Raw genomic sequence first — 24,744 nt, 5'->3', positions numbered from 1 at the left:
ATGCAGAATCGAGGAGACTAGATGTTTTAAAAAATGAAAAACCCCACGAAATGGGGCAGTCAGTTTACTAAACTAACTTTGAGACTCTCTTTCTAATGATTGAGAGGAATACCTTCCAAAAAAGGAAATTCAGTTGATGTACTTATTCACAAACTCCCCTTCACAATCGTTCTTTTGGCTTTCTTGACAATTCTGCTAGTTGCTTTTGTATCAGAATCTTTTAACCACTGTTCACACAGGTTTATGACCCAATTTGGTTGTGTTTTACTAGCGTCATTGAGCCAGTTTCCTACAGAATCTTGAACATATGTTGATGGATCAGATTTGAGCAAGTCTAGAATAGGCTGTGCCCTCATTGGCTCTTGTTTTAATGACTCAATATGCTTTGTCCAAACACCTCTTGGGCGAATAGCTTCTACTGAGAATCGGCGAATATTTTCATCATTACTTTTAGCCCATGCTGTTAAATGTTCTATACTTTGATCGAGCTGATCCGTTAGGCTTTCTCTCACTGACATCCACGCAATTTCTCGAACTCCAAAATGAGGATCAGCTGCAAATGGTTGAATGTACGCCAATTTCTCTTCCAAAGTTGATAAACGGTGTTTGTTCATATAAGCAGCCCAACAGCGGACGCTATCAGATACATGGTGAGTAAACGCCTGTAGCACTTCCGTTTGTTTTTCCCCATTCTCTTTCTGTAACACTTCATCTAACAATTGACCGATGAGACGAATTGCTTTCATTCCAGACTCAGCCTTTTGTTGAGTGACATCAGATGATACATCGTCTAAATGATGGTCAAAACCAACGGATGGCAAAACATGACGTAATAACGTCAGATGATTGACAGCCAGCCATTCAGTTAAATTCACACTCTCTATTTTTCCCTGATTCAAAAGGAACAAGACGTCATGAGGGATATCAGTCCCCTTTCGAGCGCCTTTTCGATTGATGATCTCTTCGCTTATTTGCATTTATTTTCTCTCCTCGTCTAGTGGTTCTTTTGTTTGATATTCATCGTTTTTAAAAGAAATATATGAATGCCTTCAATTTTTGGATATTGCCCCCTATTGTATCAAATAAACAACTTTACTGGTGCATTCTTCAAACCAAAAAGGAACTACCCAAAATAAGTAGTCCCTTCCATACAAAATTGAATTTAAGTTACCTTCCTTGCTCGATCACCTTCAAACTCTTCTGCTGAGAGATTCTGTCAAACGCCACCATCAAGATGGTCATGAGTAAAGCGAGAAGAACCGTTCCAGCACTGATCCAGCTCAGGTGCAATATAGATGTCCTGCTCAATACAATCCCCCCTAACCCCGAGCCTAAAGCAAATCCGAATTGAATAAATGATGTATTGACACTTAATGCAATATCAGGAGATTTTGGAACAAGGGTTACAAGATATAGCTGCTGAGCTGGTGATGTACTCCATGTTGCGATCATCCATATCATGATAACAGCCACCATGACCACGAGATTCCCTGTGACAAATGCTAGTAGCATGAGCATCATGATTTGCAAGATGATGCCAGAAAAAATCGTGAAGATGGGTCCTTTTTTATCTGCTGCCATCCCTCCAAGGCTTGATCCTAAAAAGCTGCATATTCCCGCTAGTAATAAAATGCCACTGATTTCTGTGATGCTTAGGTTGGCTGATTTTTGGAGGAAGGGCGTTAAATAGGTAAATAACGTGGAATATCCCCCTACATAGAATAACGTGACTGCCACTGCAAGCAATATTCGCTTGTCTTTTAAAATCGATAATTGCATACGAAGCGTCACCGGTTCTTGTTCTTTCATAGAAGGGATCCGCCTATACACCACAATCAGCGGAATAAGCGTGATCACTCCAATGGCTGCGAATAATGCTTTCCATCCGATCATACTGCTTAGAAATGTCCCGATTGGAACGCCTAAAACCAAGGAGCTGCTTAATCCCATTAAAATGATGCCAATCGCTGTTCCTCTTTTTTCTCGTTCTACAAGACGAGTTGCAACCGCCATCGCCACTACAATCGCCGTTCCCCCACTGATTCCTTGTAAAATTCTTGTGATCATGACCATTTCAAACGAATGGCTGATACTTGTGATGAAGTTACTTAAAATAAAAATGATCAGCGTCCATGTTAATATTTTTCTGCGGTCCATATTGATGGTTAGTGCGATGACAATCGGTGCACCGATTGCGGCCGAAAGTGCTAAAGATGTGACCAATAAGCCAGCAGTAGACGTTGTGACATGTAAATCATGTGCGACCATTTGAATAATGCCCGTAATGATGTATTCGATCGTTCCGATTAAAAAAGCTGCTAAAGCAAGTAAATAGACAACGGTTTTATTTTGCATCGTGACGTTTCTCCTTTGGGCCATGTTTACGATTTGATTTCATTCTTAATAGGAATTTGAATTTCAATGAGTCTGCCTTCTTCATTTTCTGACAATGGGTAATAGATTTCTCGGCCCGGCTGATCATCTTTCACGCGATATCCGTTATGTTCGATCCATGTCGCCAGATCAACACAAGCAGTTTGTGCGGATGGAGAATGGGAATGAAATAAGAGTGTTGCCATGGTGTCTTCTGCAGGTAACGTGCGAATTGTCATTCCCTGAGGAAGAGAGCACCTTAACGATTTGACGGAATACCCCACCTCAAATTCAAACTCACTTTCTTTATCCAGTGATTCTCTCCATAGCACTACTTGTGGTCCCGAGATCGATTCTTGTTGATGTTTATGTAATAAATGATGAAACATTTGAAAGAATGAAGGGATTTCTTCAACAGTTCCGTTGGATTGAAAAGACATGATGCGTTTGCTTTCAACAGATTTGATGATGACCTCCTGTTCTTTTTCAACACACCCCTCTCGTTTGATGAGGTGCATCCGCTCCTTAATACGGGCTAATTTCTGTTGTTCTTTTTCGATCAATTGCTGAATCTCACTCTCTTTCAAGAGAAACATGCCCTGAATTTGCTCTACCGAAATATCTTCACGAAGAAGCTGCCCCATTTGCTTTAACGTAAAGCCTAATTCCTTATAGAGAAAAATTCGATTGACCTCAAGCAGCTGTTCAGCTGAGTAATAACGGTATCCCGAATCTTGATCGATCTGTTTAGGTTTTAATAAATCAATTTGGTCATAATATCTTAAGGTTTTGACAGGCACTTTACTTAACATAGAAAAATCGCCGATCTTGAACATCCTGCATCTCCTCCGATTTGTTGATCTGATCACAGTATAAACCTTTCAGTTAAGGGGAAGGTCAACATGAAGTTGATTAAATTTTTCAAAAGCACGAAAAAACCTAGATTTCTCTAAAATCTAGGTTTTGCTCATTATCCTACTATTTTTTCTAACAATCCCATCTCTTCAACAATCTTTATATCATCCATAAATCGTTGCAAACTTACTTTATGCTCTTTCTTTTGTAAATCTGTTGAATAACCTAAGCATAGATTAAAAATACAATCTAACCTTTGTCCGACTCCACTATAAAAATAATTCGTCAATATTCCATTATTTCCACTTGCAAGAACCAAAACTGTAGCGATCTCTAATACATATTCTATATCTTCTATAGAAATCGTTTGATCCTTTTTCTTAGCAGTCATGAATTCATGACTATGAATAGAACGAATCCTACCTTCAAGTAAATTGAGTATAGACCTTTTATAGATGACATACACACTGTGAATATGATGTTTATCAGGACAATAGGGATCTTGTAAAATGAATTTTATACGTTCATCTTCTTTTTCCATTTTTATTGCATCAAGATCATATAATAAAATATGATCAATTTCTTCTATTTTCATAGGAGGAAACATGTGGGATACATCTGTTTTGTTTTTCAATTGATCACCCCGAAATCTAGTCTCTCTTACTCCAAACGTTCCAATCTTTCAAGCCACTTGACAATAGTTCCGTTTGTAAAAAAATCGAGTATGACACCCTCGCAAAATCGTTCAGCTCTCAGAACCCCCATGATGAGAGCCAGCACACACTGCGAATTTAAATTGGAAACGTCCACATCCTCCATGTCATTCATTCCCCATTCAATTCCATTTTCTTTGAGGATCTCCCTATAGCGGGTAATCTCCAGTTCTTGATGCTGTTCTGCAAATGTATAGACATCCTCGATAAAACGACGGACCGTTTCGGAATAATTCACATAGGGCATCTGAATCGGATGTTCGGCTGTTCCGTCATTTTCTTGATCTATGACCCATTCACCAATATCATCGCCTTGAAGCATAGGGATATAGTTTGTTAAGATTTTAAATTGACTCAATTTCATCCTCCACCTTTCCATGAATTAAAAATTCTTTGATCGATCTCTCTGAATAAGTTAATAAAAAAGTCCGTGATCATCGTACAAACTAGAAGCCAGTATTCAAGTCACGAACCATTTTTATTCATTTCACTTTTTACACTCGTACCATCGATAAAACTGTCTTCACATACACGGTATTAATCATCTTGCTTGTCAACGTTTATGTGTCATATTAAATAATAAGCTGATACCAGCTGTGAATAAAGCGTCAAGGAATTTATAAGACGATTCTCAAATAAAAAAACACCTCTGTCACATCGTTGCGAAGAGGTTATGTTCACTATTTTGTCTTTATACTTCTTAGAAAGGCACTTCTGTTCTCTGTTGCATTTGTCAGCATCTTCGCATTTTCATTGAGTCTTTGTACCAATGCATCCTTAGCTTTTCCTTCAAATGAAGAGAGTAAAGCAACATACACTTCAGCTACAACCTGTTGTGCTGAAGAAAAGTCTGACGCATGTTTTGTGTCTTGTTTTAGATTCTGACAATGCGTTTTTAAACTTGAACCTACAATTTTTTTTAATTCCTCATTCTGTTGTAATCGTCTGTAAAACTCATCTGCATCCATATTAACTCCATATGGCAATTGAAATCCCCCTTACAACCGTAACCATCTTGCTAATTCATTATCCTTATCTTTTAAATCCTCCGCCATTTTCACAATAAACTCACTCATATCCTCTAAATCTCTAATCAAATAATGTAGAGAAGCCTCAGTTTGATACTGTTCTTCTGAGTCATAAAATGCTGCTCCATCTTTCACAAAAGGGGCGTAAAACAATATAGCTTTTTCAACGTCACTTGGATCTAAATCCTTGAATTCTCCCAACCTCTTTCCGCAAATAGATTTCACGTCATATATCATTTTGCTGTGATCATGAGGGAATTGTTCAATTGCTTGTTTTTTTGTTTTTAAGTCTTCGATAGCTGCCTGTAATCGATGAGCTAATTCTTTTGCATATTTGGCATCCACTTTGATGGTTTGTCCATTCATACCTGAATAAGATGAGAACGATTCGATATTCTGGTTATAAACACCTTTGCTTCCATCCACACTTTTAATATGACCATTCTTATCAAAAGTAAAGTTCGACTCATTTAAACTATGAGTATCCGGATCTTTTGCGAATGCTTGGCCATAGAAGGAAGTAATCAAATTTCCTAAAACCCCAGGAACACCAAGCGGTGACACAAACCGATCTATACGCTCTCTTCGTGATTGACTAGGATCTTTCGTATAAATTGTCGTTCCGTTGTGCCTGTCATATTCTAACAACCAACCTGCCCCCACCATATCATCGGGATTAATGATGGCTTTATGATATAAATCAAATTCGCCGTTTCTGATTTTCTTCTGTGTTTCCTCATCATGCAGCTTAACAATGGAAGGGTTGTTAAAGGCTACACTGTAAACATGATTGTTTACACCAGCGTATTCTGCATCTGCCCCTCCAAGGGAGTGACCCGTTGTTGAAATCACTGTATTAGTGCCAGCATACTTTTTCACTTCATTGGCGACGAGCTTATCACCTTGATCAAATTGAGATGTCTTAGTGACAATTTTGTATTCTCCACTTTTCAACAACATGGCTTGTTCCATACTACCGTTATACTTGGTAATCGCTTTAGAGTTTTCAGGTGCCTCTTTTTTCATAATGTATTTGACTTTCTTTTTCGGATCTTGACCCATTACCACGTTGCCGCCATCTGCACTTATTACATCAGCTTTGATTTGTTCCTGATTTGTTCCTTGAAAACCTACGACAACATTCTCAGGCTCTTTTGGTTTAACCCATTTACCTTCTTTTTTCTTGGCTTGGACAAATACGTAAACATCTAGCCCTGTGTCTGGGTCTTTTTTGATTTTGTCTACGTAAAAAGCTTTTTTTGAATCATTTACAAGTGGTGTCTTATTCTCATAGGCTTTTCTCATTTTCTTTTCACTATATGTATTTTGGCTCAGAGAAAAATAATCTTTATCTGTTAAGTTAGGTATGTCCGTCTTTGTATTCATGTACAATGCCCCTTCTCTCATGTAAAATCTAAGATAGAAAGGATGGTTTTATGAAAAAATACATAATTATCCTTATGACTTTGGTTATTATAACACTTGGAGGGATATTTATGAAGGAACAACACGACAAAAAAACAGCTGCCCAAGAAGCTAAAAAAGAAGAATTGTATTCCTTGGCTAAAAAAAGAATGACTGACTTTATTAAAACAAACTATAATGATATTAAACGAATTGATTATACTGATGATTATGAGATAAACCCAATGGGCGGTATTGAAATTAATGGTTATCTCAATGAAAATAAGAAAAAAGAAATATGGGGAATCTATGATAAAGGCAATGACGAAGTCATATCTTTCACTGTAGATGCTAAAGAAAAGCCTGAGTGCGAAGATAAAGTATGCGAGTATTAAAAAGAGGATAAATCATCGAATAAACAAAAACGTCCCCTCGAAATTTCAAGGGGACTATTTGTTTACTTCAAGAAGGCTTCGAGCTGCGCTTTTTTCTTTGGTTTTGGACCATAGATACCATCTGCGATAAGACCATGCATATATTCATATAAAACTTCCATTGATAAAACATGACTGATGATATTTAAGCTCACTTAACAGAAAAAAATTTGGTGATTACTTCATATTAGAAGGTTAAATGATCATAATGGCCTTTCGCGGTTCTTTGCCCACTATTATTTAAGGACTAAAGACACCACACACTCCACATGCGCCGTATGCGGAAACATATCCACTGGTTGCATGTATTCGATCTTGTAGTCTTTTGACATGTATTCGAGGTCTTTTGCTAGTGTAGATGGGTTGCAAGAGACGTAAACAAAGCGTTTTGGTTTGACTTGTTTGACGGTGTCTAGGAAAGTGCGTTCGCAGCCTGTTCTTGGCGGGTCGACGACGATAACGTCAGGACGGAAGCCTTCTTTGACCCATTTTGGCAGCCAGTGTTCAGCTGTGCCTGTCACATAAGTTGCGTTTTTCATGCCGTGTTTTTTGGCATTTTTCTTCGCGTCATCAATTGATTCTTTGATGACATCCATACCTCTTACTTCTTTTGCTCCATCTGAGAGCCACATTCCAATGGTTCCAACACCGCAATACGCATCGACTACCTTTTCTTTGCCAGTCAGTTTGGCCGCTTTTTTCGCTTCGTCGTAAAGCTTTAATGTCTGCTTCGGATTCAATTGGAAGAAAGCACGTGCACTTAGTTCAAAGGAAACGTCACCTAAAAATTCTTGGATGACCATGTTGCCAGCTAGGTGCGATGTTTTATGCCCAAAGATGACTGATGTTTTTTCGCCATTGATATTGTGCATAATAGACGTCACTTCTGGCAGACGTTTTTGAATGGCTTCGGCAATTTCTTTTTTCTTTGGAAACTCAGGTTTTGATGTGACCAGAACGACCTGTACTTCACCTGTTTCAAAGCCGACACGCACAACAATCGAGCGTACGTCGCCTTTTCTTGTTCGTTCATTGTAGACCGATACGCCGAATTTCTCTAAAATTTTGCGGACAACGCCCGTTGTTTTGTTTGTTTTTGGATGCTGCACGATACATTCCTTGATCGGTACAAGCTTATGAGAATTCAGTCCGTAAAGTCCTGCAATGATGTCTCCGCTGTGAGAACGTCCGACTTGGAACTGACTTTTATTCCGGTAGTGCCACGGATCTTCCATACCGATTGTTGGTCTAATGTCGATCTTTTCAACCGACAGCTTTGTATGACGCTCCATTGATTGAATGACAATATCGCGTTTTTCCTTTAACTGCTGCTCGTATGCCAAATGCTGAAGCTGACAGCCCCCGCACTCTTCGTATACTGGGCACGGCGGTTTCACTCGATGCTCTGAGCGCTTGCGGACTTTCCTCACCGTACCTTCTGCATATTTCGCTTGAACATTCGTTGCTTCAACTACTACTTCCTCACCTGGTAGTGCACCTGGGACAAAGACCACTTGCTTTTTAAAATAACCGACCCCTTCCCCATTAATGCCAAGGCGTTTAATGGTAAGCGGGAACTGCTGCCCCTTTTGCAGAAGGGCTCCTTGCTGTTTTTCTTTCACGTTTATTCTCTCCGTTCTATTTAAACCTTTATCGGTTGTCCTCATTTTATTCCATCTGAATAGTATATCACGACTTGGACGAAGAGAGAAAATGCCTTTCAATTATTTATCTGTCTCTATACTTCTCCATAAATAAAGGGAGGCGTAGCTTAAATACGGTGCCCACTCCTTGCTTAAAACTGCCATCTCTTCTTTTGTTGGCTTTTCTGGCAGGTCAAAGTGACGTTTGATCGCATTTTGAATCCCGATATCTGCCATTGGAAAGAGATTTGGTCTTCCAAGTCCATTCATGAGGACATCTTGAACCGTCCAAGGTCCAATTCCTCTAATCGGAAGCAGACGTTCTTCAATTTCAATATCCGTTAAGTCGTGTAATTCTTCTAAATCCAGAGAGCCGCTCACTATTCGCTTTGAGACATCAATGACATATTCCGCTTTTCGCTGACTGAACTGCAGTTTTCTCAAATCATCGGTTTCAAGTGATGCAATGGTTTCCGGTAAAGGGTCAAACCAGACGCCGTCGATTTGTTCACCATACGTTTGAACAAACCGTTTTGTCAGCTCATAAGCAAATGCAAGATTGAGCTGTTGATGAATGATGCATTTCATCAAGCAATGATATAGATGGAAATCCAGCATAAGCGGCGTTCCGATATGACGTTCAAAAATGGGCGCAAGATTTGTTTGAGCAAAATGGTCATGCACGGCATGTAATTGATGCTCCATGCCAAATATCCGCTTCACCTCAGAAAGGATCGCTTCCTCCGGCCCGTTAGCCTGTACCCGGAACGAAGGCGCTTCTTTTGTTCCTGTCGCTTGAACGACTGCAACGTACGGTTTATGATTCAGCCTCATCGGTACTTTGATTTCTCTTTTATCCAGATCGACCGCCTTTAATGGATCGCTCGACAAACGTCTCAGCACTTGATCGAAGTGATAGGGCGGTTCAACCAATAGGTGTTTTTCCCACATGTTTTTCCTCTTCCTTTCTGTCAACACACGCAGATGTGATTGTTTCACTTTGCATGAATGATTCTCTATATTGAATACTTTTAAATATAAAGAGTACAAGAATTTATCAGTTATATCTTCCTTATTTATGGTCATTCTCCTTTTGGATAGATGAAAATTTTTAGTCGAATTCAGCTAAAATTCGACAGCAATCTTCAACATTTTAGGATCATTTTCCTTAAATTAGAAATAGAACCTATGGGTGATATCTTCTATTTCGAAAATATTTGTATAATTATGACATATCAAGGAGGTGAACAAAGGAATTAGCGGATTAGGCAATCATTTGTTTCATCTTGCAGGAACATATTTACCTCATTGATAACCGGCTTCACCTAGTTTCACGTTTTACTAAAAGAAGACCCAAAATTTAAAAACAAAGGAGATCCGACCAATGAAAAAAACAATTCTTTCTGTTGCCCTTGCCACTGCTGTTTCTTCGACACTACCAGTATTCGCTGACGCTGCTGAGCAAAAAACTGCTCCAGTTTCAACAACTATTCAGCAAACTGTGTTAAACAAAGCTGCTGAAGGTAAAGCAACGACAAATGCGACAAATGTTAACATTAACTTTGACGTACTTGGAATTGCCAATGCATTAATTAATGCTGCAAATGCTAACACGAACCGTGAAGGCTTTGTCAAAGGATTAATGGAGTCTGCTTTCTATGCTGCTGGCGCAAAATACAATGTCATGGTCTTTAACTTAAGCCAAGGCTATGAGACTCGTTTCAACGGTGTTAAAACGTTTGCTACTGTTAAATACGGAAGCATTACGTACGGAGTTTGGGTATTTGAAAATGGATCTTTCACAAACAAAGGTGATGGCGGTTACATCAACTGGGCATTTAGAGGTTGGTTCGACCGTAACGGTGGTTTCGTCAACTTCCGTCGTCCTTAATTCTCGCTTTATCCATCAATCATACACGCACATTGGACCGATCTCAGCGATGAGATCGGCTTTTTTATGGTGAAAACGTATAAGTTCACCGCTGCTGCTTCATGATATAATGCAAGTCTGGAGGGGTGCACATGCTGAAAAAACTTGCAGTGACAAAAAACGGCGACTTGATTGAACATGCAACATTGCAGCAGCTTTCAAGCCCCGATATTGCCTGGTATTGGATTGATTTTTATGCGCCAACGGAAAAGGAAGCAGCACTGTTAAAGGAATTTTTTCAGTTCCATCCGCTTGCGATTGAAGATTGCTTCCATTATTTACAGCGGCCAAAGCTTGATTTTTATGAAGGGTATTTATTTTTCGTCCTTCATGCCCTCAATCAAAAAACACTTCGATCTGAAGAAGTCGACCTGTTTGTTGGAGAAAACTATATCGTTACTTTTCATTTGAAGGAAGCCCCCTACATTGATCGAGTCATTCGAAAGCTCAAAGGGTCTGATAAAGCACGAGAGAGCGGGCCAGAGCATATGGCTTATATGCTGATTGACCAGCTCGTCGATGATTATTTTCCTATTATTTATCAAATTGAGGACAGGCTCAATGAAATCGAGGATGAAGAAGGGCATAAAACGTATGGTACTTTGATGAACGAAGTATTCGGTATTCGATCCGATTTGCTCAAACTGCGCAGAACCATTATTCCGATGAGGGACCTCTTATATCGAATTGTGAACACGAATATGATGAAAAGCGATGCAAACCGGCAAGCATATTTTAATGATATTTATGATCATCTATTGAAACTAACAGAAATCGTTGAGTCAAACCGTGATATGACAGCCGATTTACGAGACAGCTATCAAACACTAAATTCCAATCGAATGAATGCCATCATGATGACACTGACCATTGTCTCGACGATTTTTATTCCACTGACCTTTATTGTTGGGGTGTATGGGATGAACTTTGATAACATGCCTGAATTACACTGGAAATATGGCTATTTTGGCGTACTGATTTTCATGGGTTTGCTTGTCTCAGGGATGCTTTTGTGGTTTAAACATAAAGGATGGTTTAGGATTTTCAAATAGTTTTTTTGAGAGAAGTGCTTGAAAGGGAGATACTATGGAAAACTGGATTCCACTGACAGACAAAGAACTAAAGTACGCATGGAAAACATTTGATCAAAAGTTTAAATTTAACCCAAGCATCTCTCGCTTTCCCGGTTTTCAAGCACCATCTCCTTACATCACATATGATATCTCTGGAGAATGGAGATGACTATTTCTTTTTATCAAAAGAGATGACCTGGGGTTTACTAGGACATCCTTGGGAGCAAAGCATCACGATTTTCGGTGAGGGCTTGATTGACTCCTTTACTCGTCATCGTCCCCTTTTGTTCCAGCGTAAAATAAGAGAAGGATAAGTCAAAAAGCTTGCAGTGTCTGCAAGCTTTTTCTATAGCTGAGGGAGATGCCATACTTTTTCAAGCATGAGATCGTCTAAGCTTTTAAAGGTATATCCTTGTTTTTTTAAAGCAGTGATGGCATCATCAAGTGCCTCGGCATTGTCCCTTGAGACGGTATGAAGTAAGTAAATGGCACCCGGATGCGCCTGTTTCATCATTTGATTGTACGCATACTGTTTTCCTTTTTGATGGTGGATATGCCAATCTACAAACGCTACTGACCAGAAAACGGTTTGGTAGCCAAGCTGTTTCGTTTCCTTTAGTACCCTTTCACTGAACACCCCGCGCGGTGGACGAAGGTAGAGGTTATCTTGTTTTCCTGTGATTTTGTATACCGCTTCATTGACACGATCTAGCTCTTCTTTGATTTCTTTCGTACTCTTTATTGTTAAATCTGGATGGTGATAGGAATGGTTGCCAATAATATGACCTTCCTCTGCCATACGTTTGACGAGCTTAGGCTGGTCCTTTACGAAGTGCCCAGTCACAAAAAAGGTGCCGGGTACTTGATGCTTTTTCAGCACGTCCAAGATTTTGGGTGTGTACCCATTTTCATAGCCATTGTCGAATGTAAAATAAATCTCTTTCTTTTTCGTATTTCCTAAATAGAAAGCATCATATTTCTTTAAGAGTGTCGTCAGTTCCTTGCCAGCATCTGCTGGCTTGTGCTCTTTGCTTTTAGCAAATCCCCAATGAATCGGCTGATTAGACACGGCTTCTAAGTTTGAAAAAGGCATCGATACAAAAAGCACACATAGACAGATCAGTATGCATTTTTTCATTTACGTCACTTCCCGGTTTTTCTTCTATTGTGCAGAATATACCGGGTACTCATACACTTTTTGACCTGCCAATTTAAAGAAAAAAGCCCGCATCAGCGCGAGCTATTCTTCCTTCCAATCGGTTTTAAACCGTTCATATTTCGCTTCTAGGTCGTCAATCATCTGGATGAGTCTGTCTATATCCTCAACGTCTGTGGATTCAGGATCTAATGAATCAATCACATTCATAAACATATCTAATCGGTTCTTTAAATAATCAACCTGCTGTTCTTTGCTGTCTGCTGCCTTGCCCATAGATACACTCCCTTTAGCATTTGTTTATAGCTTATCTTTTTTTCCTTTGTAAATCAATTGTGTCCCCTCTTGCGTATAACGGTGATGGGGCTTAAAATTAACTGTTGGCGGGTCTATGTTTGCCCGAATGAAAAGGAGATAGATACCATGAACCAAAAAACAGCACTTCGTCCGATTACACCTGCATTCGACCCTTGGGAAGCCTATCTCGATGTGCAGGATTACGGAGAAATGAAGCTGACAAATATTGAATTGACGACAACGACGTTGTGTAACATGAGATGTGAGCACTGTGCGGTTGGCTATACTTTGCAGCCAAAAGATCCGAATGCACTGCCACTCGATTTACTGCTTCGCCGTTTAGATGAAGTACCGCTCTTGCGTTCCCTTAGCATCACAGGCGGAGAGCCGATGCTGTCTCTGAAATCTGTACGGGAATATGTCGTTCCTTTATTAAAGTATGCCCATGAACGCGGCGTCCGTACCCAAATTAATTCGAATTTAACACTTGATTTGGCTCGATATGAAGAGATTATTCCATACTTGGATGTCCTACACATTTCACATAACTGGGGAACAGTCGAAGAGTTTGCTACGGTTGGTTTTGCAATGATGGACCGAAAGCCAACCTTTGAGCAGCGCGAGAAATTGTTTAACCGCATGATTGAGAATAGTCAAGCACTTGTGAAAGCGGGTGTAACCGTATCTGCTGAAACGATGCTGAATAAGCGTACGCTTCCTTATATTGAACACATCCATCGTCAAATCGTGGACGAGATGAAATGCCAGCGTCACGAAGTTCATCCGATGTATCCAAGTGATTTTGCCAGCGCCCTTGAATCATTGTCACTTCCGCAAATGCGGGATGCGATTCATCAGTTGCTCGATGTTCGTGATGAGAACACATGGATGCTGTTTGGCACATTGCCATTTTATTCATGCAGCACAGATGAAGAAGACCAGCGCCTCTTGACTCGATTGCGTCAAGCGAAAAATGTGACAGTACGAAATGACCCTGATGGCCGTTCACGGTTGAATGTGAATATTTTTGATGGGAATATTATTGTGACAGACTTTGGCGATACACCACCATTAGGAAATATTGAAACTGATACGTTGCAATCAGCTTATACACGCTGGATGAACACAAAATTGGCAAAAGAACTGAATTGTCATTGCCCGAGTGTGCAATGCCTTGGTCCGAATGTTCTTGTGAAAAACAGTTATTATCAAGATGTTGATTTTACTTCTCGTACAGCCAGGGGGTAACCGATAGATGGACGAAACATTTCTGACAGTAGTCAAGAACAAATACATTGAAATTCTCCTTGTTGGCCTCATTCTTTGGCTTGCCGTCTTTATGATCAACAAAGCGCTTCAGATTTTCTTTAAACGCACTGAATTCATTGAAGACAAGAAGAAAAAAACGATTGAGAGCTTGGTCAAATCGGTTTCAAAGTATACAGCTTCCATATGTTTTGTCTTATATGTGATTTCTCTATTCTTTCATGACTTTGGGAAGATTCTTGCGGGGGCTGGTGTTGCTGGAATTGTCATTGGTTTTGGCGCTCAGACCTTGATTCGTGATATTTTAGCCGGCATCTTCCTCATTTATGAAAGGCAAATTCATAAAGGTGATTATGTGACGGTCAATAATCTTTTTAACGGAACCATTGAAGAAATTGGTCTCCGGTCTTTGCAAATTAGAGAATGGAGCGGCAAGCTGTTAACCATTTCAAACGGAGACATTCGTCAAATCCAAAACTACAATATGCACTACATGCGTATCACAGAGTCAGTCTTGATCAGCGCAAACCAAAATCCCGACATTGCTTTCAAGGCGCTAGAAACAGCATGTGATCAGTTAAATCAAATGCATCATGATTTACTGAAAAAAGATGAATTCCAAAACGCCATTGAACCTTTTCAGGTTCATGGCATTATGGGGCTCAATAAATTGAATCGCGGAATTGAGATCACCGTAAAAGGAATGGTCGAGGATGAAAAATACTTCGAAGCCGCCCTCGCTGTGCGAAAAGAAATGATCACACAACTTCATCAGCATGATGTGAAATTGCTTGAGGATCTCGTCTATCCACAGCCTACAAAATAACCTCATTTGTGATGAGGTTATTTTTTTGATTGTTTTTAGTTAACCAGTTAATTATAATATTATATAGTTCACCGGTTAACTAAAAGAAAGGATGTTTACATTGAGAAAAACTGAAGCGATTTTTTTTATTAAGCAAATGTATCAAGAGGTGTTAATCCAATTAGATATAGAAAAGGTGGAGACTTATTTTTCTTCAGATTATCAGCAAGTCACTGATGGAAAGGTCTCTTCCCTTGATGAATTTAAAAAGCATCTCTCCACATTAAAAGTCATGACCAAACAGCTCGACATCCCCGCCTTTCATGATATGTTGTTTGATGAAGAGACTCAGCAAGGGTGTTTTCGTTACACTGTACATGTTGAGCTGTCCACAGGAGACCATGGTCTAATAGATGTGATGGCGTTATTTACTTTATTAGATGGTAGAATCATTCGGTGTGATGAGCTGACTAGACCGCATGAGAAAAATAAGACGCTTGAACAACTTGGACATATCAGCTAAGGAATTCTTTTCTTTTCAGCCGTCTTACTTCTATCCTCTTGACTGATTCATGTATAATAGAAAGCAGATTGATTTCATGCAGCATGGGGACCCTCATACTGTGTATTTACTAAGTGAAAGAGAGTGAATAAGATGGGTCGTAAATGGAACAACATTAAAGAAAAGAAAGCATCAAAGGATGCCAATACAAGTCGTATTTACGCAAAATTCGGGCGTGAAATCTATGTGGCTGCCAAGCAAGGTGAGCCAAATCCAGAATCAAACCAAGCACTTCGTTTTGTCCTAGAACGTGCAAAAACATATAGTGTCCCAAAACACATTGTGGACCGTGCGATTGAAAAAGCAAAAGGCGGCGCAGAAGAGAACTTCGATGAGCTGCGTTACGAAGGATTTGGGCCAAACGGATCTATGGTGATTGTTGATGCCCTCACCAATAACGTGAACCGTACAGCGTCAGATGTTCGTGCGGCATTTGGGAAAAACGGTGGAAACATGGGCGTCAGTGGATCTGTTGCTTACATGTTTGACCAAACAGCGGTGATCGGTGTCGAGGGGAAAAGTGAAGAAGAAACGCTTGAACTTTTAATGGAAGCAGACATTGATGTACGTGACATTATGGAAGAAGATGATACGGTGATCGTCTACGCTGAACCAGATCAATTCCATCAAGTTCAAGAAGCGTTCAAACAGGCAGGCGTAGAAGAATTTACTGTCGCTGAAATCACAATGCTACCTCAAAACGAAGTGACATTAGATGATGAATCGAAAGCACAATTTGAAAAACTCATCGATGTATTAGAAGAGCTTGAAGACGTGCAGCAGGTTTATCATAATGTGGATTTAGGGGAATAATCAGCTAAGCCATCGTAGTTGTTGGATTCATTCAACTTCTGCGTTGGCTTTTTTATTGTCTAGGTAAGGTTTACGTTCTACTCAAGACCATGTAATATGAAGATAGAGTCATTCCCACAAATAACCAAGGGGTTGAGTTTCATTTTTAAAACATGGTGGTTTTCGTATTCTGGCTTTATGATCCTCCCTTATATTGGCCTATGCTTTATTTTCAACAATTTGACGATATTCACTAAAATCATTTTCTTTTTTTTCATTATATGGTATTTATATAACGCCTTTGATTTTTACATTCATGAAATGAAAAAGAAAAAAGATAGGACATCTTAATCAAAAAACAGTCATCTCCTCTTATCAATAGAGGAGATGACTGTTTTTAATTCATCCCTTGAAACCCAAACGTCAGGTGATCCTGAACAGGAATCCAAGCGCCGATTCCTTGTGAGGTCACGTTTTTCACGACGAGTTTGCGTTTATTTCCTTTGAGCACAAGATACACTTCTCCGTATGTGACCTTTCCTTTTTCGTTAATGGCTGGAGCGTATGCATGCAGGGTTGCTGCTTTTTTCGGAGATACGTGGTAGGACTGATCTCGCTTTGTTCCTGCACCAATCACTGTGTCGAAGGCGAGCGGAAGTTTTGTTTTTTGGATGGCTTTTTGCATCATCAATGTTTTCACATCTTCTGGGTTTGGTACTTTTGCTGTGAGCCCTCCACTTACTTTTACTTGTTGCTTTTGCACATATTTGCCGATGGCTGTTTTGTTTCCGCCTCTATTATCAATGTGATTCGTGTTCACTTTTTTGTATTCCCAATTGGCGACGGTTTCGTTTGAATCATAGCTAAGTGCCCATCTTCCAAGAAAAATCGTTGCCCTGTAGCCAACTGCTAGCGGTGTACCTGAGATACTGGATTCATTCAGCATTTTAATCAAATGTGTATTTTCAATTGGTACACTTGTTGTTTTAAATAATTCGGCCGTCAGCTCGCTCGGCTGGAGCAGCGGTTGATCCTGTGACGCATTTGGATACGTATTTTCCTTTGAGATACTGGCGACAGACGATGGCACCTTAAACGGCTTTGCTGCCTCGGCTGGAAAGCTGTATAGAAAACTTAAGGATAAGAGAACAACAAACATGATGCGGGGCATCTTTTTCATATCATCACTCTTTCTCATTCATTTTTCCATAGTATTTTCCCGAAAGACGTCCCTTATCCACAAAAGATTATAAAAGGAAAAATCCAATCGCCATAATGAAATAGGCAGCGAGCAATGTAGCACCTTCAAACCAGTTCGTATCCCCATCATTTGAGAGGATGACCGTTAGTAAAACAGAGGATGCCATGGCAATGAGCTCTGGTAATGAGAAGATCAGTGGCATTTGCTTTTCAAAAAACAGAGAGCTGATCACAAGGATCGGTGCGACCATCATGGCGACTTGAAGCGTAGAACCGAAAGCAATTTCCACTGCGACATCCATTTTGTTTTTATACGCCATAATGACTGCAGATGCGTGTTCTGCTGCATTACCGACAATCGCAACAATAATGACCCCGATAAACAGTTCGCTCCAGCCAAACTGTTCTCCGACCGTGTCAAATGTATGGACGAGCCGCTCTGAAATATACGCCACAGCAATTGTCGCAAGGAGTAAAATCGCCGTGGCAAACTTCCCAGACCATTCTGGTGTCTCTTCTTCCGTCGCGGCTCCCCCTTTCGCAATTTCTTGCTTGGCAACATAAACACCTCTGTGGCTGACAAGTTTGAAATAGAGTGCTGCGACATAAAGCAAAATCATCACAATGCTAATGCCGATACTTAAAACAAATTGACGATCTTCTGCCATCCCCATGGAAAAGACTTCTGGAATGACAAAAGCCACAATAATCGCAAACATAAGCAGCCCAGAGTTATGCCTTGCATCGTGGACATTGAACTCTTGTCGTTTAAATTTCAATCCGCCAACGAAAAAAGACAGTCCAGCCACAAGCAGTAAATTGCCGATCACTGAGCCAGTGAGTGAAGCAAGGACAATGGCGGTGAGTCCTTGTTTTAATGCAAAAAATGAAATGATTAATTCTACTGCATTTCCAAAAGTAGCGTTTAATAACCCACCAATTCTTGGTCCCGCTATAATGGCAAGACTCTCTGTCGCTCTTCCCATAAAACTTGCAAGACCGATGATGGCGATACAATAGACGGCAAACATGACAGCCTGCGGGAAATGAAGAAAACTACCAATTACAGATAATGGAACACCAATTGCGACAATCACAAGAAACAAACGATTCATACAGCCAATCTCCTTTACATCATATCTGACTGTTATTCTTTCGTGAGTGCCGGCATCATATACATTTAGATTCGTTCGTGTGAAAGGGTGATATCAATCGTTCCTTTCACGGATTGCACCATGGAGCAATGTTTCAACGCAAGTTTCATTACTTTTTCCAGCTGTTCATCAGAGGTGCTGATGCTTTCAAAGATCATATGTAAATGAATATGAGTGATTTTGTTTACAGTTCCTTCTCTTGTCGTTTCAGGTGTAATGGTCAGCCCTTGATAGGATATTCGTTTTTTTCGGCATACATGAATGACCATTTCTCCAAAACAGCCCGCAATAGCCGAGGTGAACAATTGATACGGCCTGTATCCCGCTTCTTCATTTCCTGAAATAGGCAGCTGCCTTTGATCAGCATTTGCGATCCACCGATCATTTTCGTATATCAGCTTATTCCTTTTCCACCTTTCTATTGAAACCCCTATGGTTCCATTGTACGATGAAAGCATGAACTTGTAAGGAGCTTCTTATGTCGAGAATTCATTTTATGATTTTAATTTTACTTGTATCCGTATCTGGTTTTTCACAGGGAGCGTTACTGCCAGTTATTTCGATTATTTTCGAACATGCCGGCACTTCTCCGACGTTAAACGGACTGCATGCCACCGGTTTATATATCGGCGTGCTGCTTGCGTCTCCTTTTATGGAAGCGCCGCTTCGCCGCTTCGGATTTAAACCATTGATCGTCATTGGGGGCGCTGCTGTCTTTTTAAGTTTGTTTAGCTTTGTCTTTATTGAATCTTATGTCGTCTGGTTCTTCTTGCGGCTGATGATTGGCATCGGTGATCATATGCTTCATTTCTCCACACAGACGTGGGTAACCTATGCCTCATCATCTAGAAATCGCGGGCGAAATATTTCATTGTATGGGTTATCCTTTGGACTCGGTTTTGCCGCTGGCCCTTTTTTAACACCACTCATTGAAATCAATCCATCCTTGCCGTTTATTGTGTCTGGTGCAGTTAGTTTGTGTATTTGGCTGCTTGTGTTTGTTTTAAAAAATACATATCCTGATACAGGTGAAATGCAGACGTCAGAGCAGACAAATAGTTTGAAGCGCTTCAAGAAGGCGTTTCAATTTGGCTGGGTAGCGTTTATGATGCCGTTTTGCTACGGCTTTTTAGAAACGACACTCAATAGTAACTTCCCTGTGTATGCGCTGAGAAGCGGGGTGACGATAGATGCTGTTGCGTTTATTTTACCTGCGTTTGCGATTGGGAGTATTGTTTTTCAGCTTCCTCTCGGGATGCTGAGTGACCGTTTCGGCAGACGACGCATGATTTTAGTTGTGACACTCGTCGGTTCATTCTTTTTCCTTTTAGCAGGGATTTTCATTCAGTCCGTTTTGGCTGTTGCGATCTGTTTCTTTATCGCAGGTATGGCTGTAGGTTCGACCTTCTCACTTGGCATCAGTTATATGACGGACTTATTGCCAAAGCATCTGCTGCCTGCTGGGAATTTGATGTGCGGGATGGCGTTTAGTGCAGGAAGTATTCTCGGGCCGGTTCTTGGCGGATTCTTTGTGCAGACGTTCGAGGGCATGAATTTACTTTACCTTGTCAGCATTGTGATTTTATTTGTGTTTTGTTGTGTTCGATTTGGGAAGACGCTGGCAGTGGTTGACACTCCAAACGAATCCATTTCTCATTAAAAACTCCCCTGCACCTACCTATGCAGAGGAGTTTTTTCATCTAGTGATACCCATTTTGCCCATTCGCACTTCCACTTGTTTTGTGCTTTGGCTGATGGCCTTTGTTTTGTTTTGTGTTGCTTCCGCCTTTTTTCGATTGTTTAGACATTCGGTATTCCCCCATCCGTCAAGATTGAACATGTTCGTTCTTCTTTAGGATGCCCGGATTTCTTCACACCTTGCCTGGTACGATTTTACGCTTATGTAAAAGCGCATTGAGCTCGCCGCCGAGGATGATCATAATGCCGGTTAAATAAAACCAGATCATTAATATAATGATTCCCCCAATGCTTCCGTACATCGCACTATAGTTAGCAAATTCACCTACATAAAATGAGAACAGCATGCTGACAAGAATCCAGCCAACAGATGCAAATATGGCGCCTGGCAGCACAAATTTCAATTTCAGCCTGATGTTGGGGGCAAAATAATATAGGGATGTAAAAACAATCAGTAAAATCAGTGGACTAATAATCCATCTCATGGCGGTCCAAATGGTGAGAAACGCATCTGACTGCCCTACTAATTTGGCAACGAATAAACCAAGTTCTTTTCCAAAGACAGGCAGCATCAAGGCAAAAATAATCGTAAGCACCATCGCAATGGTTAAGATGATTGATGTTAAACGTACGAGAATGAAGGAACGATTTTCCTCAACTTCGTAAGCGTGGTTAAATGCTCTGACCACCGCATTAATGCCGTTGGATGCAGACCAGAGTGCCGCAATAATCCCGAATGACAACAATCCGCCGTTACGGTTATTCAGCGTCTCTTCGGCAATGGATTCAATCATGGAAAGCGCTCCCTCTGGCGCATAACCAGAAATGACACTTAGAACATCCTTTGATGTCAGCGGCAAATAACCAACAAGCGTCAGCACGAAGATGAGAAACGGAAATAATGAAAGCAAAAAGAAATACGCAAGCTCAGCTGATTTTGCCGGTCCTTCATGCAGCAAAAAGCGTCCAATTAACGCTTTAACAAAACCCATACGCCTCATCTCCAATGATCAATCTTTCTGTTTCTTTTGAAAGTGATCCTTTGTTTCTTCAATAATCTCTAATACCTTTGGTGTTGTTTCCTTTAACTGATTCACCTGTTCATTCAGAAAAGACAAATCATCTGAGACCGTTCTCATCAATTGCTTCGTTTCTTCCATTTTTTCCTTCACGCAAGCAGACATCCTGCCAGGCTCCAGGCGGTATTCATCCAGCTTTTGCTGGCAGTCATTCCATTTTTCTTTCAGTACAGTTCTTGTTGGACGATGAAATAATGTCAGCAATATGCCGCAGGCTGCGCCTATAACAGCTCCCCGAAGCACGATTTGTTTGTTCTCTTCCATCTCATCTGATCTCCTTTCAGTTAAAGGTGTTTCTCTTTTTTTACATACGTCAAAAAACGATCAATTCCTGTTTTAATTAAATCATGTACTTCCTCAAAGTTCCCAGTGTAATAAGGATCTGGCACATCGTCTCGATCGTCGTCTTCTACAAAGTCAAGAAGACGGCCAATAAAGTGATGTTTTCCATAGCCGGCTAAACTGCGGAGGGCGCCAACATTTTCAGCATCCATCGCAATGATATAGTCGTATGTGGTGATATCCTTATCCATGATTTGTCTTGCAGTCATTCCTTCATAGCTGATACCCTTTTCATCAAGCAGCTTTCGTGTTCCTTCATGCGGAGGACTGCCTTGATGCCAGCCGCCAATGCCTGCTGAATCAATCACAAAGTGTTCACTCAGCCCTTCGTCTTCGACTCGTTTTCTAAACATCGCCTCTGCCATCGGTGACCTGCAAATATTGCCGAGGCATACAAATAATACATGAATCATCCTTCATTCTCCTCCTATCTTTTCCCTAAGAATCCCTTTGGAAAACCTTTTCTCTATCATATCAAGCCCTTTTTCTTTTGGAAACTTTGCAAGAAAAACTCCCATCGGCATTGACAAATTACACAAAAACAGGAGAAACTTTAGGAGAATTACACAAACAAAGGGGGACATTAGATGGGAATCATTGAGCAATTTGTCACGACGATGAACAATTTTTTGTGGGGGCCTCCCCTGTTAATTTTAATTGTTGGTACTGGAATCTACCTCACCTTTCGCGTTCTCTTCATTCAAATTAGATTACTTCCTTATTCTTTAAAGCTCGCTTTTTCAAAACAAGACAAAACTTCAGAGGGAGATATCTCCCATTTCCAAGCATTAATGACGGCTCTTGCTGCAACTGTCGGTACAGGGAATATCGTCGGTGTTGCCTCAGCTGTCATTGCAGGTGGTCCTGGTGCAGTATTTTGGATGTGGTTTGCTGCATTTTTCGGGATGGCCACCAAGTTTGCAGAAGCTGTTCTTGCTGTGAAATACAGGGTCAAAAACGAAAAAGGCGAAATGTCTGGCGGACCTATGTATTATTTAGAGCATGGCTTAAAACAGAAATGGCTAGGGGTGCTATTTGCTGTTTTCGGTGCCAGTGCTGCCTTTGGGATCGGCAACCTGGTACAGTCTAATTCCATCTCAGGCGTCATGAATTCTACTTTTCAAATTCCAACATGGGTAACAGGTATCATCATTACCGTCTTTACGGCACTCGTGATTTTAGGCGGAATTAAAAGTATCGGCCGAGTGACATCTATTTTTGTACCAGTCATGGCTTTATTTTACGTCATTTGTGGGCTCATCATTCTTGTCATGAATGCTGATCTTGTTCCTGGCGCAGTCAGTCTTATTTTCTCAGATGCCTTTACAGGTCAAGCCGTGGCAGGTGGTGCGATTGGAACCGTTATTCGTTGGGGTGTCGCGCGAGGCGTCTTTTCCAATGAAGCTGGTCTTGGATCAGCACCAATTGCTGCTGCAGCTGCGAAAACAGATATGCCTGCCCGTCAAGCTCTCGTCTCTATGACGCAAGTGTTTATTGACACCATCATTGTTTGTTCTATCACTGGCATTACGATTGTCATGGCAGATATGTATTTAACAGAAAAAAGTGATGCGCTGACTTCGTTATCCTTTGCTCACTTCCTCGGTCCAGCTGGTTCAACCATCGTAGCAATCGGGCTGCTCCTGTTTGCCTATTCAACCATCATTGGCTGGTCCTATTATGGAGAGAAATGCTTTACATATTTGGCGAAGGATTCGTACGTCATGTATTACCGCATCGTGTTTGTGATAGCTGTCTTTTTCGGTGCCGTGTTTAAGAATGACTTCGTCTGGGGCGTAGCAGATATGCTCAATGGACTGATGGCCATTCCAAACTTAATTGGACTCATCGGTTTATCAGGTGTTGTGGTGTTTGAATCCAAACGAATCATTGATAAGATCAAAGAAGAGAAAAAGGAAAAAAACATTTCAGTGTCATCATAATAGCCCTTTTATTCTTTTGCTTTTCTGTTAAAATAGACATATTATTCGACACATGCAGGAAAGGACGTGCCGCCCTTGTCACAGCAAAAAGCGGCTGAAGTCAATCAGCTGATTGAAGACATTTCGCAAAAGCTCAATATGCTGAATATTGGAGTCATCAAAGCCGAAGACTTCAGTCCAGATAAGTATGAAGATATTGAATTTCTTCACCAAATGGTGATGAAAAAATCTTCATTCAGCCCAAGTGAAATGCAAGCCATTGCAAGCGAGCTGAAAAGCTTAAGAAAATAATCGTGCACCTGAATTGCGGTTTACGCTGCTTTCTTACATCCATGCACAGAAAAAGCCAGCACCTCGCAAGGTGCTGGCTTTGTTTATCCTGTCAAAACTACTTATTTGGCGAGCAGTTTTAATGATTCACGGTTAAATGCTGGAATGTCATCAGGTGTACGGCTTGTGACAAGCTGATCCTGACAAACGACGACTTCTTCATCTTTGAATTTGGCGCCTGCGTTTTCCATATCTACTTGAATGGATGTATAGCCGGTCGCGCCTCTTCCTTCCAGCGTCTTCGCTGTAATAAGCAATTGCGGTCCATGACAGATCGCAAATACTGGTTTTTTCTCGTCCATAAAGGCTTTTGTGAATTGCACGTAGCGATCATCCGCACGCAGAATGTCTGGTGAGAAGCCGCCAGGAATCAGAAGTGCATCGAAGTCTTCTGGTTTCACGTTATCGATAGACGCATCGACTCTTACTTCTGCCTCTCCTTGCTTTCCTTTCACTGTTTTTCCTTTTTCGTTTTCAATTACTGTGATCTCATGGCCTGCGTCTTTAAAGGCTTTTGCAGGCTCGGTGAATTCAACATCCTCAAAGTAATCTGTTAAGACAACTGCAATTTTCTTACCCATGTAGAAACCCTCCTGCTTGATTATCGTTTACACTACACACTATACCCCCGCCAATTGAAATCAAACATCCTATCCCTATGAGAAAA

Annotated in this window: 28 protein-coding genes and 1 pseudogene; 11 read left to right on the top strand and 18 right to left on the bottom strand. The window is 40.7% G+C overall.

Going from position 1 to position 24,744, the window contains the following annotated elements; all coding sequences use genetic code 11:
* Window positions 1-146: 146 nt before the first annotated feature.
* From ACNO7B_RS03945 to ACNO7B_RS03915, 7 genes are all read right to left on the bottom strand, one after another.
* Window positions 147-977 (bottom strand): DNA alkylation repair protein, encoded by an 831-nt coding sequence (locus tag ACNO7B_RS03945; RefSeq protein ID WP_417901217.1) that lies wholly within the window; start codon window positions 975-977, stop codon window positions 147-149.
* Between the two features lie 190 nt (window positions 978-1,167).
* Window positions 1,168-2,355 (bottom strand): MFS transporter, encoded by a 1,188-nt coding sequence (locus ACNO7B_RS03940; protein WP_178929598.1) that lies wholly within the window; start codon window positions 2,353-2,355, stop codon window positions 1,168-1,170.
* Window positions 2,356-2,381: 26 nt separating this feature from the next.
* Window positions 2,382-3,209 carry a MerR family transcriptional regulator gene (locus ACNO7B_RS03935; RefSeq protein WP_304717408.1) on the bottom strand — a complete coding sequence of 276 codons (828 nt, stop codon included), beginning with the start codon at window positions 3,207-3,209 and terminating at the stop codon, window positions 2,382-2,384.
* A gap of 134 nt (window positions 3,210-3,343) precedes the next feature.
* Window positions 3,344-3,862 carry a hypothetical protein gene (locus tag ACNO7B_RS03930; RefSeq protein WP_060832173.1) on the bottom strand — a complete coding sequence of 173 codons (519 nt, stop codon included), beginning with the start codon at window positions 3,860-3,862 and terminating at the stop codon, window positions 3,344-3,346.
* Window positions 3,863-3,888: 26 nt separating this feature from the next.
* Window positions 3,889-4,299, bottom strand: coding sequence for a DUF6508 domain-containing protein (locus tag ACNO7B_RS03925; protein WP_348649983.1), 411 nt, complete (start codon window positions 4,297-4,299; stop codon window positions 3,889-3,891).
* Window positions 4,300-4,621: 322 nt separating this feature from the next.
* Complete coding sequence (locus ACNO7B_RS03920; RefSeq protein WP_191219222.1) at window positions 4,622-4,927, bottom strand: hypothetical protein; 306 nt, start codon at window positions 4,925-4,927, stop codon at window positions 4,622-4,624.
* A gap of 12 nt (window positions 4,928-4,939) precedes the next feature.
* Complete coding sequence (locus ACNO7B_RS03915) at window positions 4,940-6,355, bottom strand: lipase (protein ID WP_417901216.1); 1,416 nt, start codon at window positions 6,353-6,355, stop codon at window positions 4,940-4,942.
* A gap of 50 nt (window positions 6,356-6,405) precedes the next feature.
* On the opposite strand from ACNO7B_RS03915, the gene ACNO7B_RS03910 reads away from it, so the two are divergent.
* The gene (locus ACNO7B_RS03910; protein WP_417901215.1) at window positions 6,406-6,768 is read left to right on the top strand and encodes a DUF1433 domain-containing protein; all 363 of its coding nucleotides are present in this window, start codon (window positions 6,406-6,408) and stop codon (window positions 6,766-6,768) included.
* A 275-nt stretch (window positions 6,769-7,043) separates the two neighbouring features.
* Here the strand turns inward: ACNO7B_RS03910 and rlmD are convergent, their stop codons facing one another.
* Window positions 7,044-8,429: a 23S rRNA (uracil(1939)-C(5))-methyltransferase RlmD gene (rlmD, locus tag ACNO7B_RS03905; RefSeq protein ID WP_373422529.1), complete on the bottom strand. Its 1,386-nt coding sequence runs from the start codon at window positions 8,427-8,429 to the stop codon at window positions 7,044-7,046.
* Window positions 8,430-8,531: 102 nt separating this feature from the next.
* Window positions 8,532-9,401, bottom strand: coding sequence for a DNA-3-methyladenine glycosylase family protein (locus tag ACNO7B_RS03900; RefSeq protein WP_417901214.1), 870 nt, complete (start codon window positions 9,399-9,401; stop codon window positions 8,532-8,534).
* 433 nt (window positions 9,402-9,834) lie between these two features.
* On the opposite strand from ACNO7B_RS03900, the gene ACNO7B_RS03895 reads away from it, so the two are divergent.
* The 3 genes and pseudogenes from ACNO7B_RS03895 to ACNO7B_RS03885 all read left to right on the top strand — a co-directional run bounded on the left by ACNO7B_RS03895 (window position 9,835) and on the right by ACNO7B_RS03885 (window position 11,767).
* Entirely contained in the window at window positions 9,835-10,341 is a 507-nt protein-coding gene (locus ACNO7B_RS03895) for a hypothetical protein (protein WP_007496625.1), read from the top strand.
* A gap of 131 nt (window positions 10,342-10,472) precedes the next feature.
* Window positions 10,473-11,432 carry a magnesium/cobalt transporter CorA gene (gene corA / locus ACNO7B_RS03890; RefSeq protein WP_007496624.1) on the top strand — a complete coding sequence of 320 codons (960 nt, stop codon included), beginning with the start codon at window positions 10,473-10,475 and terminating at the stop codon, window positions 11,430-11,432.
* A gap of 34 nt (window positions 11,433-11,466) precedes the next feature.
* Window positions 11,467-11,767 (top strand): annotated as a pseudogene (locus ACNO7B_RS03885) (DUF2716 domain-containing protein).
* Window positions 11,768-11,799: 32 nt separating this feature from the next.
* Here the strand turns inward: ACNO7B_RS03885 and pdaA are convergent.
* Entirely contained in the window at window positions 11,800-12,591 is a 792-nt protein-coding gene (gene pdaA, locus ACNO7B_RS03880; RefSeq protein ID WP_417901213.1) for a delta-lactam-biosynthetic de-N-acetylase, read from the bottom strand.
* A 102-nt stretch (window positions 12,592-12,693) separates the two neighbouring features.
* The gene (locus ACNO7B_RS03875) at window positions 12,694-12,885 is read right to left on the bottom strand and encodes an SE1561 family protein (protein WP_003218031.1); all 192 of its coding nucleotides are present in this window, start codon (window positions 12,883-12,885) and stop codon (window positions 12,694-12,696) included.
* A gap of 147 nt (window positions 12,886-13,032) precedes the next feature.
* Here ACNO7B_RS03875 and yfkAB point away from each other — a divergent pair, with 147 nt between their 5' ends.
* From yfkAB to ACNO7B_RS03855, 4 genes are all read left to right on the top strand, one after another.
* A complete protein-coding gene (gene yfkAB / locus ACNO7B_RS03870; RefSeq protein ID WP_017358799.1) occupies window positions 13,033-14,154 on the top strand; it encodes a radical SAM/CxCxxxxC motif protein YfkAB in 1,122 nt (373 codons plus the stop codon).
* A gap of 7 nt (window positions 14,155-14,161) precedes the next feature.
* Entirely contained in the window at window positions 14,162-14,998 is an 837-nt protein-coding gene (locus tag ACNO7B_RS03865; RefSeq protein WP_017358798.1) for a mechanosensitive ion channel family protein, read from the top strand.
* A gap of 100 nt (window positions 14,999-15,098) precedes the next feature.
* On the top strand, window positions 15,099-15,500 hold the full coding sequence (locus tag ACNO7B_RS03860) for a nuclear transport factor 2 family protein (protein WP_017358797.1): 402 nt from the start codon (window positions 15,099-15,101) through the stop codon (window positions 15,498-15,500).
* Between the two features lie 132 nt (window positions 15,501-15,632).
* Complete coding sequence (locus ACNO7B_RS03855) at window positions 15,633-16,352, top strand: YebC/PmpR family DNA-binding transcriptional regulator (protein WP_007496614.1); 720 nt, start codon at window positions 15,633-15,635, stop codon at window positions 16,350-16,352.
* A gap of 376 nt (window positions 16,353-16,728) precedes the next feature.
* Here the strand turns inward: ACNO7B_RS03855 and ACNO7B_RS03850 are convergent, their stop codons facing one another.
* The 3 genes from ACNO7B_RS03850 to ACNO7B_RS03840 form a co-directional block, all read right to left on the bottom strand.
* Window positions 16,729-17,511 (bottom strand): YfkD famly protein, encoded by a 783-nt coding sequence (locus tag ACNO7B_RS03850; RefSeq protein ID WP_017366830.1) that lies wholly within the window; start codon window positions 17,509-17,511, stop codon window positions 16,729-16,731.
* A 67-nt stretch (window positions 17,512-17,578) separates the two neighbouring features.
* Window positions 17,579-18,646 (bottom strand): calcium/proton exchanger, encoded by a 1,068-nt coding sequence (gene cax, locus ACNO7B_RS03845; RefSeq protein WP_035703687.1) that lies wholly within the window; start codon window positions 18,644-18,646, stop codon window positions 17,579-17,581.
* Window positions 18,647-18,711: 65 nt separating this feature from the next.
* Window positions 18,712-19,143, bottom strand: coding sequence for an OsmC family protein (locus ACNO7B_RS03840; protein WP_417901212.1), 432 nt, complete (start codon window positions 19,141-19,143; stop codon window positions 18,712-18,714).
* A gap of 20 nt (window positions 19,144-19,163) precedes the next feature.
* Between ACNO7B_RS03840 and ACNO7B_RS03835 the strand changes: the two genes are divergently transcribed.
* Complete coding sequence (locus ACNO7B_RS03835; protein WP_046342950.1) at window positions 19,164-20,345, top strand: MFS transporter; 1,182 nt, start codon at window positions 19,164-19,166, stop codon at window positions 20,343-20,345.
* Window positions 20,346-20,556: 211 nt separating this feature from the next.
* On the opposite strand, the gene ACNO7B_RS03830 is transcribed toward ACNO7B_RS03835, so the two are convergent.
* From ACNO7B_RS03830 to ACNO7B_RS03820, 3 genes are read right to left on the bottom strand one after another with little or no spacing between them, the layout of a single operon-like run.
* Window positions 20,557-21,375 carry a YihY/virulence factor BrkB family protein gene (locus ACNO7B_RS03830; RefSeq protein WP_008341753.1) on the bottom strand — a complete coding sequence of 273 codons (819 nt, stop codon included), beginning with the start codon at window positions 21,373-21,375 and terminating at the stop codon, window positions 20,557-20,559.
* An 18-nt stretch (window positions 21,376-21,393) separates the two neighbouring features.
* The gene (locus tag ACNO7B_RS03825; RefSeq protein ID WP_017366825.1) at window positions 21,394-21,726 is read right to left on the bottom strand and encodes a hypothetical protein; all 333 of its coding nucleotides are present in this window, start codon (window positions 21,724-21,726) and stop codon (window positions 21,394-21,396) included.
* A gap of 20 nt (window positions 21,727-21,746) precedes the next feature.
* Window positions 21,747-22,217: a low molecular weight protein-tyrosine-phosphatase gene (locus tag ACNO7B_RS03820; protein WP_242731756.1), complete on the bottom strand. Its 471-nt coding sequence runs from the start codon at window positions 22,215-22,217 to the stop codon at window positions 21,747-21,749.
* Between the two features lie 174 nt (window positions 22,218-22,391).
* Here ACNO7B_RS03820 and ACNO7B_RS03815 point away from each other — a divergent pair, with 174 nt between their 5' ends.
* Window positions 22,392-23,747, top strand: a complete 1,356-nt coding sequence (locus ACNO7B_RS03815) for an alanine/glycine:cation symporter family protein (RefSeq protein ID WP_417901211.1) — start codon at window positions 22,392-22,394, stop codon at window positions 23,745-23,747.
* A gap of 75 nt (window positions 23,748-23,822) precedes the next feature.
* Window positions 23,823-24,038 carry a DUF1128 domain-containing protein gene (locus ACNO7B_RS03810; protein WP_008341757.1) on the top strand — a complete coding sequence of 72 codons (216 nt, stop codon included), beginning with the start codon at window positions 23,823-23,825 and terminating at the stop codon, window positions 24,036-24,038.
* A 101-nt stretch (window positions 24,039-24,139) separates the two neighbouring features.
* Here the strand turns inward: ACNO7B_RS03810 and ACNO7B_RS03805 are convergent, their stop codons facing one another.
* Entirely contained in the window at window positions 24,140-24,658 is a 519-nt protein-coding gene (locus ACNO7B_RS03805) for a type 1 glutamine amidotransferase domain-containing protein (RefSeq protein ID WP_007496591.1), read from the bottom strand.
* Window positions 24,659-24,744 lie beyond the last annotated feature (86 nt).

It is taken from the genome of Bacillus sp. AK25 (assembly GCF_048270685.1).
Taxonomy (GTDB): domain Bacteria; phylum Bacillota; class Bacilli; order Bacillales; family Bacillaceae; genus Bacillus; species Bacillus altitudinis.
Note: the sequence above shows the minus strand (reverse complement) of the source record. Positions and strands in the feature narration are given on the sequence as shown.

What these genes read in the sequence shown, in the direction of transcription:
- ACNO7B_RS03900 (WP_417901214.1), bottom strand. Translation starts at nt 9,401, where the DNA reads ATGTGGGAAAAACACCTATTGGTTGAACCGCCCTATCACTTCGATCAA.
- ACNO7B_RS03940 (WP_178929598.1), bottom strand. Translation starts at nt 2,355, where the DNA reads ATGCAAAATAAAACCGTTGTCTATTTACTTGCTTTAGCAGCTTTTTTA.
- ACNO7B_RS03815 (WP_417901211.1), top strand. Translation starts at nt 22,392, where the DNA reads ATGGGAATCATTGAGCAATTTGTCACGACGATGAACAATTTTTTGTGG.
- ACNO7B_RS03915 (WP_417901216.1), bottom strand. Translation starts at nt 6,355, where the DNA reads ATGAATACAAAGACGGACATACCTAACTTAACAGATAAAGATTATTTT.
- ACNO7B_RS03865 (WP_017358798.1), top strand. Translation starts at nt 14,162, where the DNA reads ATGGACGAAACATTTCTGACAGTAGTCAAGAACAAATACATTGAAATT.
- ACNO7B_RS03935 (WP_304717408.1), bottom strand. Translation starts at nt 3,209, where the DNA reads ATGTTCAAGATCGGCGATTTTTCTATGTTAAGTAAAGTGCCTGTCAAA.
- ACNO7B_RS03805 (WP_007496591.1), bottom strand. Translation starts at nt 24,658, where the DNA reads ATGGGTAAGAAAATTGCAGTTGTCTTAACAGATTACTTTGAGGATGTT.
- ACNO7B_RS03830 (WP_008341753.1), bottom strand. Translation starts at nt 21,375, where the DNA reads ATGGGTTTTGTTAAAGCGTTAATTGGACGCTTTTTGCTGCATGAAGGA.
- pdaA (WP_417901213.1), bottom strand. Translation starts at nt 12,591, where the DNA reads ATGAAAAAATGCATACTGATCTGTCTATGTGTGCTTTTTGTATCGATG.
- ACNO7B_RS03895 (WP_007496625.1), top strand. Translation starts at nt 9,835, where the DNA reads ATGAAAAAAACAATTCTTTCTGTTGCCCTTGCCACTGCTGTTTCTTCG.
- ACNO7B_RS03875 (WP_003218031.1), bottom strand. Translation starts at nt 12,885, where the DNA reads ATGGGCAAGGCAGCAGACAGCAAAGAACAGCAGGTTGATTATTTAAAG.
- ACNO7B_RS03850 (WP_017366830.1), bottom strand. Translation starts at nt 17,511, where the DNA reads ATGAAAAAGATGCCCCGCATCATGTTTGTTGTTCTCTTATCCTTAAGT.
- corA (WP_007496624.1), top strand. Translation starts at nt 10,473, where the DNA reads ATGCTGAAAAAACTTGCAGTGACAAAAAACGGCGACTTGATTGAACAT.
- ACNO7B_RS03840 (WP_417901212.1), bottom strand. Translation starts at nt 19,143, where the DNA reads ATGCTTTCATCGTACAATGGAACCATAGGGGTTTCAATAGAAAGGTGG.
- ACNO7B_RS03825 (WP_017366825.1), bottom strand. Translation starts at nt 21,726, where the DNA reads ATGGAAGAGAACAAACAAATCGTGCTTCGGGGAGCTGTTATAGGCGCA.
- ACNO7B_RS03820 (WP_242731756.1), bottom strand. Translation starts at nt 22,217, where the DNA reads ATGATTCATGTATTATTTGTATGCCTCGGCAATATTTGCAGGTCACCG.
- ACNO7B_RS03945 (WP_417901217.1), bottom strand. Translation starts at nt 977, where the DNA reads ATGCAAATAAGCGAAGAGATCATCAATCGAAAAGGCGCTCGAAAGGGG.
- ACNO7B_RS03855 (WP_007496614.1), top strand. Translation starts at nt 15,633, where the DNA reads ATGGGTCGTAAATGGAACAACATTAAAGAAAAGAAAGCATCAAAGGAT.
- yfkAB (WP_017358799.1), top strand. Translation starts at nt 13,033, where the DNA reads ATGAACCAAAAAACAGCACTTCGTCCGATTACACCTGCATTCGACCCT.
- ACNO7B_RS03910 (WP_417901215.1), top strand. Translation starts at nt 6,406, where the DNA reads ATGAAAAAATACATAATTATCCTTATGACTTTGGTTATTATAACACTT.
- ACNO7B_RS03835 (WP_046342950.1), top strand. Translation starts at nt 19,164, where the DNA reads ATGTCGAGAATTCATTTTATGATTTTAATTTTACTTGTATCCGTATCT.
- cax (WP_035703687.1), bottom strand. Translation starts at nt 18,646, where the DNA reads ATGAATCGTTTGTTTCTTGTGATTGTCGCAATTGGTGTTCCATTATCT.